The 13014-nt window shown below is 66.8% G+C and carries 12 protein-coding genes; 4 read left to right on the forward strand and 8 right to left on the reverse strand.

Annotated elements, in window-relative coordinates; translation table 11 throughout:
• Positions 1-91: 91 nt before the first annotated feature.
• The 4 genes from IB275_RS25640 to IB275_RS25655 form a co-directional block, all read right to left on the reverse strand.
• Complete coding sequence (locus IB275_RS25640; RefSeq protein ID WP_192292351.1) at positions 92-1207, reverse strand: hypothetical protein; 1116 nt, start codon at positions 1205-1207, stop codon at positions 92-94.
• Positions 1208-1310: 103 nt separating this feature from the next.
• Positions 1311-2675: a spinster family MFS transporter gene (locus IB275_RS25645; RefSeq protein ID WP_192292354.1), complete on the reverse strand. Its 1365-nt coding sequence runs from the start codon at positions 2673-2675 to the stop codon at positions 1311-1313.
• 269 nt (positions 2676-2944) lie between these two features.
• Positions 2945-3967, reverse strand: a complete 1023-nt coding sequence (gene hemH, locus IB275_RS25650) for a ferrochelatase (RefSeq protein WP_192292356.1) — start codon at positions 3965-3967, stop codon at positions 2945-2947.
• A gap of 107 nt (positions 3968-4074) precedes the next feature.
• Positions 4075-4980 (reverse strand): TIGR01777 family oxidoreductase, encoded by a 906-nt coding sequence (locus IB275_RS25655; RefSeq protein ID WP_192292359.1) that lies wholly within the window; start codon positions 4978-4980, stop codon positions 4075-4077.
• A gap of 276 nt (positions 4981-5256) precedes the next feature.
• Between IB275_RS25655 and IB275_RS25660 the strand changes: the two genes are divergently transcribed.
• From IB275_RS25660 to phrB, 4 genes are all read left to right on the forward strand, one after another.
• Positions 5257-6240: an NAD(P)/FAD-dependent oxidoreductase gene (locus IB275_RS25660; protein ID WP_192292362.1), complete on the forward strand. Its 984-nt coding sequence runs from the start codon at positions 5257-5259 to the stop codon at positions 6238-6240.
• Between the two features lie 149 nt (positions 6241-6389).
• Entirely contained in the window at positions 6390-7361 is a 972-nt protein-coding gene (locus IB275_RS25665) for a YbgA family protein (protein ID WP_192292365.1), read from the forward strand.
• 31 nt (positions 7362-7392) lie between these two features.
• A complete protein-coding gene (locus IB275_RS25670; protein ID WP_192292367.1) occupies positions 7393-8343 on the forward strand; it encodes a MerR family transcriptional regulator in 951 nt (316 codons plus the stop codon).
• Complete coding sequence (gene phrB / locus IB275_RS25675) at positions 8340-9767, forward strand: deoxyribodipyrimidine photo-lyase (protein WP_192292369.1); 1428 nt, start codon at positions 8340-8342, stop codon at positions 9765-9767. The genes IB275_RS25670 and phrB overlap by 4 nt, the downstream gene beginning before the upstream one ends.
• 231 nt (positions 9768-9998) lie before the next feature.
• Here the strand turns inward: phrB and IB275_RS25680 are convergent, their stop codons facing one another.
• The 4 genes from IB275_RS25680 to prmC form a co-directional block, all read right to left on the reverse strand.
• Positions 9999-10520, reverse strand: a complete 522-nt coding sequence (locus tag IB275_RS25680) for an acyloxyacyl hydrolase (protein WP_192292372.1) — start codon at positions 10518-10520, stop codon at positions 9999-10001.
• A 115-nt stretch (positions 10521-10635) separates the two neighbouring features.
• Entirely contained in the window at positions 10636-11430 is a 795-nt protein-coding gene (gene murI, locus IB275_RS25685; RefSeq protein ID WP_192292375.1) for a glutamate racemase, read from the reverse strand.
• A complete protein-coding gene (locus IB275_RS25690) occupies positions 11423-12178 on the reverse strand; it encodes a molybdopterin-synthase adenylyltransferase MoeB (protein ID WP_192292378.1) in 756 nt (251 codons plus the stop codon). The genes murI and IB275_RS25690 overlap by 8 nt, the downstream gene beginning before the upstream one ends.
• Positions 12172-13002, reverse strand: a complete 831-nt coding sequence (prmC, locus tag IB275_RS25695; RefSeq protein ID WP_192292381.1) for a peptide chain release factor N(5)-glutamine methyltransferase — start codon at positions 13000-13002, stop codon at positions 12172-12174. The genes IB275_RS25690 and prmC overlap by 7 nt, the downstream gene beginning before the upstream one ends.
• Between the last annotated feature and the right edge of the window lie 12 nt (positions 13003-13014).

The following is a 13014-nucleotide window of genomic DNA, read 5'->3' on the forward strand; positions in this document are numbered from 1 at the left end:
CGGCAGAACCGGGACCAGATCGGCACAGGGCTCGCCGGATGTCCAGGCGTCGTATCCAGTCGCGGGCATGGCCCGCTCTTACAGGTAGCCGTCACTGCCCGGGGATAGAAAACGCCACCAGCCGATACCCCTCGGCGGTACGGATGAATTCGAAGCTGGCGTGCTTGCCCGGCTCGAACGAGCCCTGCTGCCAATGCTCCATGGCCGACACCCTGGGCGTCTGCCACTGGGCGAACTCGCCGCAGCTGTCGAAATACTGCGGGTCGCGCTCGGGGTCGAAGGGCCAGCCCATGTCGCCCAGGCGCACGCCGTAGCCGGCGGAGCTTCGCAAGGCCTCCAGTCGCTGGCGCAACTCTGCGCCGTACTTTTTCAGCACCTCGTCCGGCGTGGCAGCCTGCCAGTCATCCAGCGGCCCACTGCCCTGCCCAGTCCGGATTCGGGAGTAGCTGTGGGCCTTCAGCGAGGCGTCATCGAGGTGCGCGAGGAACTCATCGCGGAACCAGACGGCGAAGTCCTTCTCGATATCGACGAAGCTGATGTAGCGGCCGTCGACTCCCTTGAAGGACACGCGGCGCGGGTCGCTGGAAGCTTGCCCGCTCACCTGCTTCGAATACCAGTCCAGCGCCTCGGCGCGGGAAGCGTCGAAGCCTTGCACCAGCGTCCTGCCGTGGCGATCCAGCAGCAGTTCAATGCCACCGCTCCAGCCCTTGTGCTCGCACTGCTCCAGGCTCACGTCCGGATCGGCACAGCTGCGCGTGGCGCCCTTCAGCGCCACCACCATGCCGTTGCGCATGGCCGTCGCGTCACTCAGCTCGGCCGGGATCAGCACCTGGCCATTGCCGTCGAGGAAGCCGACCTTGTCACGCTGGCGGTCACGGAAGCGGATGCTGTTTTCGCTCTCGCAGATCGGTGCATTGTCGAAGAAGTACAGCGAATCCGGCGCCACGTGGCGGCCATCGCGCAGCAGGTAGTAGCTGCGGTAACCGTCGGCGGTTTCCTCGCCGGTGGCGATGATGTGCTCGAAGCGTCGGGCCAGGGTGAACATCGGGCTGAGCGTCGGCGCAACCTTCACGCTGCCCTGGGCATCCTTGAAGCCGATGAGGTCGTTCTGCGTGAATGCCACCCAGGGTTCGCCCGCCACTGCTGAAACACTCAACGCCAGCGCCACGAGGCCTGCCAGCCCTGCACCTATGCCATTTCCTTCCATGCTGGAAATTTCTCCTTGATCCGGTGTTCCGCTGCATTGTGCCACGGGCAAAGAAAAGCCCCCGCGCATCACTGCGCGGGGGCTCGATCTCGCGGAAGAACGATCAGGCCGGCTGGCGTTGCATCGCGCCGCTGTCGCTCTCGCCTTTCAGGCTCCAGCTCTTCAGGTGCTCGAGGCTCGCGCGGTACGGTTTCAGACCATTGGCCAGCAGCAATGCCCCCGCGACCAGTGCCACGACGCTGACGATCAGCAGCGAGTAGCGCAGCGCCATGTCGTCGCCGAACACATAGTCGGTCACCAGGGCGATGGCGGTCGGGCCGATGCCCAGGCCCAGCAGCGTGACCACGAACAGGTAGATGGCCGAGGCCTGGCCGCGCATGGAGTTGGGCATGATTTCCTGGATCGCCGCCGGGGCGACGCCGAAGGGCATGCTGAGGAAGAACACGATGGGCGCCATCATCGCTGCCGCCGCGTTGCCGCTGTCCAGCAGCGGATAGACCAGGCTCAGCGGGATCGCCAGGCAGGCGGCCAGCAGGCCCACGCGCATGTTGGCATCGGTGCGCCCGCGCTTGGACCAGTAGTCGGCCAGGCGGCCGCCGCAGACGATGCCCAGGCAGCCGAACACCGCGACGATACTGCCGTACACCACGCCCACGTGGCCGGCGTCCCAGCCGTAGGTGCGGACGAAGAAGGTCGGCACCCAGGCGCCGCTGCCGTAGCTGGCGAAGGAGATGCAGGCGAAGCCGAAGTTGTGGCAGAGCACGGTCTTGCGGTTGGCGCGCAGGTAGGCGCCCACTTCGCTCATCGGCACCACCACGCCGGCACCGACGCCACGGCGGGTCGGTTCCTTCACCGCGAGCATCAGCAGGGTGAAGAGCACGCCGGCAGCGCCGAGGATCAGGAAGATCAGCTGCCAGGGGCGCACTTCACCGAGGATCGGCAGGTGCACGTCGCCCTGGGCGGAAGCGAACTTGATCACCAGCCCGCCGAGCAGGAAGGCCAGCCCCGAGCCGAGGTAGATCCCCATGGAATAGACGCTGATGGCGGTGGCGCGGCGCTGGGCCGGGAAGCTGTCGGCGATCAGCGAGTAGGCGGCCGGCGACAAGGCCGCCTCGCCCACACCGACGCCAACGCGGAACAGCAGGAAGTGCCAGTACTGACGGGCCAGGCCGCAGGCTGCGGTCATGGCGCTCCAGATCAGCACGCCGACGGTGATCAGTCCGCGGCGACTGCGGCTGTCGGCCATGCGCCCGAGGGGGATGCCACACAGCGTGTAGAACAGCGCAAAAGACAAGCCCATCAGCAGGCTCATCTGCGTGTCGCTGATCTCCAGATCGCGCCGGATGGGGCCGACCAGCAGGTTGAGAATCTGTCGGTCGATGAAAGAAAGCACGTAGGCGACCATGAGGATCGCAACCGTGGACCAGGCCACGGCACTGGAGGGGTAGCCGTTATTGTTGTTGTTCATGCCGGGCTCCTGAAACGCCGCCAATCGCGGCGAAGGCGAAGGGGAGAACCCGCAGAGTAGGCATTGCGAACGCGTCGCGCGCGCACTATCAAATCTCTGAATGCGCGCGTCGGCCGTTGGCTGATGAATGGGTGGTCAGGGATTGGATGGAGGGTTTCGCCGTCTCGCCCTGTAGGAGAGCAGAGCTTCCCTGTAAGGCGCATAAAACGGAACGCTTTATCCGCCGTGGCGGATAACGCTCGAGGCGTAATTCACCCGACATGACTCGCTCAGACCGCAGCAGGCGTCCGTTCACAAAGCTTCGCCAGCGCCCGCGCCCACAGTTCCTGGTCGTTCAGGCAAGGCACCAGCACCAGCTCCTCGCCGCCCGCCGCGCGGAATTGCTCCTGGCCACGCTGGCCGATCTCTTCCAGCGTCTCGATGCAGTCGGCGACGAAGGCCGGGCACATCACCAGCAGGCGCTTCACGCCCTGCTTGCCGAGTTTGTCCAGTTGCGCCTCGGTGTAGGGCTCGATCCACTTATTGCGGCCCAGGCGCGACTGGAAGGACACCGACCAGCGCCCATCCTGCAGACCGGCGCCAGCGGCGAAATCCTCCGCCGTGCGCAGGCACTGGCTGCGGTAACAGACGGCCATGACGTCCTCGTGCACACCCCGGCTGGAGCTGGCGGTGAGGTCGTGGCTCTTGTCCTTCACCAACTTGCGGATGTGCGACTCGGGCAGGCCGTGGAAGCTCAGCAGCAGGTGGTCGTAGGGTTGTTCCAGGTACGGCTTCACGCTGTCCACCAGCGCCTGGCGGTACTCGGGCTCGGCGTAGAACGGCGGCAGCACCTTCAGCTCCAGCTTGAGGTTGTGCTCGCGCATCACCCGGCGAGCTTCCTCGATAGCGGTGGTGGTGGTGCTGTCGGCGAACTGCGGGTAGAGCGGCGCGAAGGTGACCTGGGTGATGCCCTGCTGGCTCAGGCGCAGCAGCGCCTTCTCGATCGACGGTTCGCCATAGCGCATGCCCAGCTCCACCGGGCCGTGCGGCCAGAACGGCCGGACGGCCTCCTGCAGGCGGCGGCTCAGCACGACCAGCGGCGAGCCCTCGTCCCACCAGATCGACGCGTAGGCGTGGGCGGATTCCTCCGGGCGCTTGCGCAGCACCAGCGATACCAGCAGCCGGCGGATCGGCCAGGGCAGGTCGATCACGTAAGGGTCCATGAGGAACTGATCGAGGTAGCGGCGCACGTCCTCGACCTGGGTGGAGGCCGGGGATCCCAGGTTGACCAGCAGGAGGGCGTTTTGGGTCATGCAGTGTCCTTAAACCGGTACGGTAGGAGGTCGTCGTGCGGGCTGCGCAGTTTACACGCAGCCCGCTCTATCCAGATGTTCCAGGGCTGTTGCCGATGTCGCAGAGCTCAGCGCTTTTCCTGCAGCACATCGGCCAGCGCTGCCTTGAATTCCGGGAAGCGGAACTCGAAGCCCGCGTCCAGCAGGCGGCGCGGCACGATGCGCTGGCCGCCCAGCAACAGGGTCGACATTTCGCCCAGCAGCAGACGCAGGGCAAAGCCCGGCACCGGCATCAGCGTCGGCCGGTGCAGCGCCTGGCCCAGTTCCTGGGTGAAGTCGCGGTTGCGCACCGGCTGCGGCGCGCACGCATTATAAGGACCGGCCGCGTCCGCCTTGCGCAAAAGAAAATCGATCAGGGCGATCTGATCTTCGATATGCACCCAGGACATCCACTGCCGTCCATCCCCCAGCCGCCCGCCGGCGCCCAGGCGGAACGGCGGCAGCAGACGCTTGAGGAAACCGCCTTCGGGCGCCAGCACCAGACCGGTGCGTACCAGGACTACGCGGATGCCCAGTGCCTCGGCCTCGCGGGCGATCTGCTCCCAGGCCAGGCACAGCTCGCTGGCAAAATCCTCGCCGGCCGCCGCGCTGTTCTCCTCCAGCGGACGCTCGCCGGCATCGCCATACCAACCGACCGCCGAGCCGTTGATCAGTACCGCCGGGCGCTGGCTGCGCCCCTCAAGCCAGCTCACCAGGCGCTCGGTCAGGCGCACGCGACTGTCCCACAGCAGAGCCTTGCGCCGGGCGCTCCAGGGCTTGTCGGCGATGGGCTCGCCGGCCAGGTTGACCACCGCATCCAGCGGCCCGTCTCCATAGACCTCGAAGTCGGCAATTCCGCGCACCGTCTCCCCGCACAGCGAGGCGACGCGCTGCGGCTGGCGGCTCAGCACGGTGAGCTGGTGCCCATCGGCGCTCCACTGGCGGCAGAGGCGGCGGCCGATCAGACCGGTGCCGCCGGTCAAGAGAATATGCATGGCGAACTCCTTGTTGGGCTGTTCCACCTTCCATCAGTCTGGACGAGAGGGAGGCGATTGCATTGACACTCCCTCTACGGCGAGGTCTACGCTGTAAGTGCCGGAACCAAAGCCGGGCTCATTCCTGAATGAACCGATGCGGCGCCGAAGGTTCCGATGATCGGACCCCCTATCGTTGACGAGCGCGGACAGCTGAAATGCAATTGTACAGATAGTTTCGTTTGTACAAGAGCCTCCCGCTCGTTACGCTGAAAGACACAGACTACGAGGCATGTCATGAGCGCCCCCATTGCCATCATTGGCACCGGTATCGCCGGACTCTCGGCCGCCCACGCCCTGCGCGATGCCGGACAGGTCATCCAGCTATTCGACAAGGGCCACGGCAGCGGCGGCCGGATGGCCAGCAAGCGCAGCGAAGCCGGCGCCCTGGACCTCGGTGCGCAGTACTTCACTGCCCGCGACCGGCGCTTTCTCGACGCCGTGCAGAAGTGGCGCGAGCACGGCTGGGTCGCCGAATGGGACCCGGCCCTGTACCAGTACCGCGACGGTGAACTGAGCCCCTCCCCCGACGAGCAGCCGCGCTGGGTCGGCACCCCGCGCATGAGTGCGATCACCCGGGCGCTGCTGCAGGACCAGGTCGTTACCTTCACCTGCCGCATCACCGAGGTCTACCGCGGCGAGGAGCACTGGCACCTGCAGGACTCCGAGGGCCAGACCCACGGCCCCTTCAGCCGCGTGCTGGTCGCCACACCGGCGCCACAGGCCGCCGCACTGCTGGCCAGTGCACCAAAGCTGGCCGCCGCCGCCGCGAGCATTCCCATGGAGCCGACCTGGGCCGTTGCCCTGGCCTTCCGCGAACCGCTGGATACGCCCGTGCAGGGCTGTTTCGTGCACGAAGGCCCGCTGTCCTGGCTGGCCAGCAACCACTCCAAGCCCGGCCGTGACGAGCAGCTCGACACCTGGGTACTGCACGCCGCCAGCGGCTGGAGCAAACAGCACATCGACCTGCCCAAGGAAAGCGTGATCGAGCACCTGCGCGGCGCCTTCGCCGAGCTGATCGGCTGCGCCGTCCACGCCCCCGACTTCGCCCTTGCCCACCGCTGGCTCTACGCCCGGCCCATGGAGGCGCACCAGTTCGGCGCGCTCGCCGACGCTGACCTGGGCATCTATGCCTGCGGCGACTGGTGTCTCTCCGGCCGCGTCGAGGGCGCCTGGCTGAGCGGCCTGGAAGCGGCCCGCCGCCTGCTCGAACACCTCTGACCGATCACGGCCAACTCCCTGCGGAGATGGCCGTCGAATCACGCGCTCGCCCCCTCCTTGTACAAGTCTTTGCACTTGTACAAGCCTGCGCCTATCCTTGCCGATAGTTGTACAAAGAAACTCATCTGTACAAGAAATCGGTTGCCGCCATGTCCATCGCCAAGCCCAACAGCCCCTCACGCCCCCAGCTCGCCATCAGCGCCTGCCTGCTGGGCGAGCCGGTGCGCTACAACGGCGGACACAAGGCCTCACGCCTGTGCCTGGACGTACTCAGCCGCTACTTCGACTTCGTCCCGGTGTGCCCGGAAGTCGCCATCGGCCTCGGCGTGCCGCGGCCGACCCTGCGTCTGGTTGGCGACCGAGATGACCCGCGGGCCCTGATCCAGCGCGAAGGCGGCCGCGACGTCAGCGAAGCCCTGCGTGACTTCGGCCGCAAGCAGGCCGCGCTGCTGCAGGACATCTGCGGCTACATCTTCATGCAGCAGTCACCTTCCTGCGGGCTGCAGCGGGTGAAGCTCTATCGCTTCGACGGCCAGCTGCGTCCGCCGGGAGTGCGCGGGCTCTATGCGGAAACTTTCTGCGCCGCGCGTCCGGAGTTGCCCGTGGAAGAAGAAGGCCGGCTCAACGACCCGGTGATCCGCGAGAACTTCCTCACCCGCGTGTTCGCCTACGCCGCGTGGCAGAAGCTCTGCGCGGACGGCCTGACACGCCACGCGGTGATCGGCTTCCACTCCCGCTACAAGTACCAGCTGATGGCGCACAACCCGCGCCAGTACAGCGCCCTCGGCCAGCGCCTGGCGAAGATCGGCGAGCAACCGCTGGAAGACTTCGCCCCGGACTATTTCCGAGACTTCATGCAGGCGCTGGGCACTTGCGCCACCCGCGGCACCCACAGCAACGTGCTGCAGCACCTGGCCGGTTATCTCAAGCACGACCTGCCCTCCACCGAGAAGGCCGAGATGCAGCACCTGATCGACCAGTACCGCGAAGGTGTGATCCCGCTGGTGGTGCCGCTGACACTGCTCAAACACCACTTCCGCCTGCACCCACACCCCTACATCGATGCCCAGGCCTACCTGCAACCGCACCCCGAAGACCTGAGCCTGCGCAATGCCATCTGACGTAGCCGTCAGACGTACTGAAAGGATGCCCATGAATCCCGACCACCCTCACCGCGAATCGGACGACGACTACCGTCAGGCCCTGGCCGAAGGCTGGCTGCCGATCCGCGAAGTCTCCCGGCGCACCGGCGTCAACCCGGTCACCCTGCGCGCCTGGGAGCGCCGCTACGGCCTGGTCGTGCCGCAACGCACGCCCAAGGGCCACCGCCTCTACTCCGAAGCGCAGATCGCGCGCATCCAGGCCATTCTCACCTGGCTAGGCAGAGGCGTGGCGGTGAGCAAGATCCGCTCGCTGATCGACGAAGACGCGCCGCCACCGCCGGAAACCACCGCCTCGCCCTGGGACGACCTGCGCCAGCAGTGCATCGCCGCCATCGGCCGGATCAATGAGCGCCAGCTGGACGAGCTGTTCAACGGCGCACTGGCAATCTATCCCGCGCAAACCCTTTGCGAGCAACTGATGCTGCCACTGCTGGAAGAGCTCGAGCGGCGCTGGCAGGGCCAGTTCGGCGCGCAGCTGGAACGGGTGTTCTTCCACACCTGGCTGCGCACCAAGTTCGGCACCCGCCTCTACCACCACAACCGCCAGCAGCGCGGCGCACCGCTGCTGCTGGTGAACCAGTCCGGACTGCCGCTGGAACCGGGCCTATGGCTCACCGCCTGGCTGGCCAGCAGTGCCGGTTGCCCGCTGGAAATCTTCGACTGGCCCTTGCCGCCCGGTGAACTGGCGCTGGCGGTGGAGCGCCTGCAGCCGCGTGCCGTGTTGCTCTACTCCAGCCGCACGCTGAACCTGTTGCAGTTGCCCCGGCTGCTGGCCGGCGTCGACTGCCCGCGCCTGCTGGCCGGCCCTGCCACCGCCATCCACCCCGACGCGCTGCAGGAACTGGCCATCGCCGAACCACCGCTGCACCTGGCCAGCGATCCGGTCGCCGCCTTCCACCTGCTGCGCGAACTGCACCTGCTCAACGGGGAGGCCGCATGAAACGCCAACTCGTCTGGCTGCGCACCGACCTGCGCCTGCACGACAACAGCGCCCTGCATGCCGCCGCCGAGCGCGGCCCGGTGATCGCTCTCTACCTGCTCAGCCCCGGCCAGTGGCGACGTCACGATGACGCCCCATGCAAGGTCGACTTCTGGCTGCGCAACCTGCGCGAACTGCGCGCCGACCTCGACAAGCTGTGCATCCCTCTGCTGATCCGCACGGCGGATCACTGGGACGAGGCACCAACAGTCATCGCTCAGCTATGCCGCGAGCTGGACATCGAAACGCTGCACGTCAACGAGGAGTACGGCGTCAACGAGGCTGCTCGCGACGCCGCCGTGGAGAAGGCGCTGGGGCACGACGGCGTTCGCCTTCGCAGCCACCTCGACCAGCTGTTCTTCACCCCCGGCACCATCCTCACCAAGGGCGGCACCTACTTCCAGGTCTACAGCCAGTTCCGCAAGGTCTGCTATGAACGCCTGAACCTCGGCGTGCCCAGCCTCGTACCGGCGCCCCGCGCGCAGCAGGAACTGGATATCGCCAGCGACGAGGTGCCCTCGCAAGTTGCGGGCTTCGAGCCGCCGCCCGCCGAACTGAGCGAAGAATGGCCCGCCGGCGAGGAAGCCGCCCATGAGCGCGTTGAGCGGTTCACCGACGAAATCCTCAAGACCTACCAGGACACCCGCGACCTCCCCGCCCGCGACGGCACCAGCCGCCTATCGCCGTACCTGGCCGCCGGCGTGCTGTCTCCCCGCCAATGCCTGCACGCGGCGCTGGCGAACAACCACGGCGAGTTCGAGACCGGCAACAGCGGCGCGGTCAGCTGGATCAACGAGCTGCTCTGGCGCGAGTTCTACAAACACATCCTGGTTGGCTTCCCGCGCGTGAGCCGGCACCGGGCCTTCCGCGAGGACACCGAGAAGCTGAAGTGGCGCTACGACCAGAAAGAACTGGAGGACTGGCAGCAGGGCCGCACCGGCTTCCCCATCATCGACGCCGCCATGCGCCAGTTGCTCGCCACCGGCTGGATGCACAACCGCCTGCGCATGGTGGTGGCGATGTTCCTCACCAAGAACCTGCTGATCGACTGGCGCGAGGGCGAACGCTGGTTCATGCGCCACCTGATCGACGGCGACCTGGCGGCGAATAACGGCGGCTGGCAGTGGAGCGCTTCCACCGGCACCGACGCGGCGCCCTACTTCCGCATCTTCAACCCGATCTCGCAGTCCGAACGCTTCGACCCCGACGGCCGCTTCATCCGCCGCTGGGTGCCGGAACTGGCCGGGCTGCAAGGCCGGGCGATGCACGATCCGTCGAAACTGGGGCTGTTCGGCGCGGAACGTTATCCACAGCCGATGTGCGACCTGTCGGCCACTCGGGAACGCGCGCTGGAAGCGTTCAAGAGCCTCTCCGCCGGCCGCTGAAGCTGAGCGCGCCATGCGCACGATCGCGGGGAGACTCCGCCCGTAGGGCGAATCGCCCGGAACGGGTTATCCGCCGGTTAGGTCACGGCGGATAACGCTGGTGCGTTATGCGCCCTACGGAGTTACCGATTAACGCCAGTGCCTTTTGGGAGCACAGGAGCCGCCCTCAGCTAATCATGTCGCGCACAAAAAAGCCGGACCCAGGGTCCGGCTTTCTTTGTCAGCGCTCTGTTACAGCGGATGCGTGTAATAAAGGCTGTAGGATTCGATGCCATCGTTCGGCTGGCTGATGCCGGCGTTGGAGTAGTGCATGGCGCGCACACCCAGTGCCTGGCCCTCACCGAAGCGCAGGCCGACGCCCAGGCGATCCTCGAAGTTGAAAGCGCCACCCAGGTTCTGGTCGCCGACGCGGGAACCACTGAACACGGCCACGCCGATACCGGCTTCGACGAAGGGCTTGACCTTCTCGCCAGAGAACTCGTAGACGAACACGGGGCTGAGGGACAGCGAATGACGGCCACTGGCCTCGTCACCACCTTCCCAGTAGGTGTAGCCGGCGTCCCAGTAGCCGGTCAGCCGCCCGGTGGAGCTTTCCCACCAGCTCTTGTCCCAGTCGAAACCCAGACCCAGGCGATAGGTCATGGTGTTCTGCCCGGTGAAACCAACGGCGCCAGTCAGGCCAGCGGCCTGTGCGGAGAGCAGAGGCCCCAGAGTCAAAGCTGCCACGGCGGCAAGCGAGAGTAGTTTCTTCATCGAAACATCCTTTATTAGAAAGCTGAATGAAAAATCCCCGCGAATAGCTGGCGATTATAAGGCCATTTGTCACCACTTGCTGACAGACCCAAAGATCCAGCCCGCTATTTTTTCATCAGCCAGGGAAGAAATTGACCGGCTCTTCGGTGCCCCAGAGCACCGGCAGTACGCGTTCAAGTTCTTCGACTGCACCGCTGGTCCATAGCTCAGTTTTTTTTGCATCCCCCAGCGCCAGCATCCCCCGTACCTGCAACAGACGCTCGAGCTGCCGGGCCACAGCGGCCCCGGTGTCGATCAGCGAAACGTCCGCCGGCACCAGCTCACGCAGCAGCGGACGCAGGAAAGGGTAATGCGTGCAGCCGAGGATCAGCGTGTCGCAGCCCTCGGCCAACAATGGCGAGACGTAACCTTGCAGCAGTTCACGGGTCTGAGAGCCGCTGAGGTCGCCCAGCTCGATGCGTTCCACCAGGCCTGGGCAGGGCTGGGTAACGACCCGCACGTCGCTGGCGAAGCGATCCAGCAGTGCGGCGAAGCGTGCGCTCTTCAGGGTGCCGGTGGTGGCGAGCACGCCGACTACGCCACTGCGGGTCGCTTCGGCCGCCGGCTTTACGGCCGGTTCCATGGCGACGATGGGCAGTTGCGGGTACAGCTCGCGCAGGTCAGCAGCGGCGGCGGCGGTGGCCGTGTTGCAGGCCAGCACCAGCGCCTTGGCGCCACGATTCAGGAGGAAATCGGCGATGGCGCGGCAACGCGCGCGGATGTACTCGGGAGTCTTCTCGCCGTAGGGCACGTGGCCGCAATCGGCGAGGTAGATCAGGGATTCGTGGGGAAGCCGCGCCCGGATTTCGTGGAGGACGCTGAGGCCGCCCACACCGGAATCGAACACGCCGATCGGCGCGGCATCAGCCATGCGCGGCTCCGCACACGGCGCACTGCGGATCGCGCTTGACCCGCAGTTCGCGGAAGCGCGTGCCGAGGGCATCGATCAGCAGCAGGCGACCTACCAGCGGCTCGCCGAAGCCGGCCAGCAGCTTCAATGCTTCAAGCGCCTGCAGGCTGCCCACCAGCCCCACCAGCGGGCCGACCACGCCGGCCTCGCTACAGGTCAGTTCGGCTTCACTGCCATGGCCGTAGAGGCAGTGGTAGCACGGGCTGTCCTCGCGGCGCGGATCGAACACCGAAAGCTGTCCTTCCAGCCGAATGGCCGCGCCGCTCACCAGCGGTTTCTTCGCGGCGACGCAGGCGGCGTTCACCGCTTCGCGGGTGCCGAAGTTGTCGCAGCAGTCGAGCACCAGGTCCACACCCGCCACGGCGGCGTCGAGGGAGTCGGCGTCCAGCGCCTGGCGATGGGCAACCAGCTTCACGTCCGGGTTCAGCGCGGTCAGGCGGGCGATGGCGGAGTCCACCTTGCCCACGCCGACGCTGTCGGTGCCGTGGATGATCTGCCGCTGCAGGTTGGTCAGGTCGACGGTGTCGAAGTCCGCCAGGTGCAGTTCGCCGACGCCGGCCGCGGCCAGGTACAGCGCCACCGGGGCACCGAGGCCGCCGAGGCCGACGATCAGCACGCGGCTGTCCTTCAGGCGCAGCTGGCCGTCCACGTCGATCTGCGACAGGAGGATCTGCCGGCTGTAACGCAGCAGTTCGTTGTCGGTCAGCATGTCCATCGCCCCAGGCTGATGCGCTCGTGGCCGCCGAGGTCGCGACGGCTTTCCACCGCGCTGAAGCCACGGCTGAGCAGCAGGTCGCGCACGGCGTCAGGCTGGTCGAAGCCATGTTCGAGCATCAGCCACCCGCCGTTTTCCAGGTGGTTTGGCGCCTGCTCGATGATCAGGCGGATGTCGTCCAGCCCGTCCTGCCCGGCGACCAGCGCGCTCGACGGCTCGAAGCGCACATCGCCCTGCTTGAGGTGCGGGTCGGTGCTGGGAATGTAGGGCGGGTTGCTGACGATCAGCGCAAAGCGCTCGCCTTCTACCGCCGAGAACCAGTGGCTGGCGCGGAAGGCGACGTTGGCCAGGCGCAGGCGTTCGCGGTTGCGCTCGGCCAGGGCGACGGCCTCGGGAATGCGGTCGACGCCCAGCACCTGCCAGCTCAGGCGTTCGCACGCCAGCGCAAGGGCGATGGCGCCGGTGCCGGTGCCCAGGTCGAGCACGCGCGATGGCGAGGCTGGCAGCAGCGCCAGCGCGGTCTCCACCAGCAGCTCGGTGTCCGGGCGCGGGATCAGGGTGTGCGGCGCGACTTCCAGATCCAGGCTCCAGAAGCCCTGGCGGCCGAGGATGTAGGCCACCGGCTCGCCGGCCACCCGGCGCGCCAGGTAGCGGTCGTAGAGGTCGTGGGCCTCGCGGCTGACCACGCGCTCGGGCCAGGTCCGCAGGAAGCTGCGCGGCTTGCCCAACGCGGCGGCGAGCAGCAGCTCGGCATCCAGGCGCGCGCTGGGCGAGTCCGGCAGTTGCGCCTCGTTGAGCAGGGTCATGATGGTTGCCATGGTCTATCGCTC

It is taken from the genome of Pseudomonas sp. PDM21 (assembly GCF_014852505.2).
In the GTDB taxonomy this organism is placed as follows: Bacteria; Pseudomonadota; Gammaproteobacteria; order Pseudomonadales; family Pseudomonadaceae; genus Pseudomonas.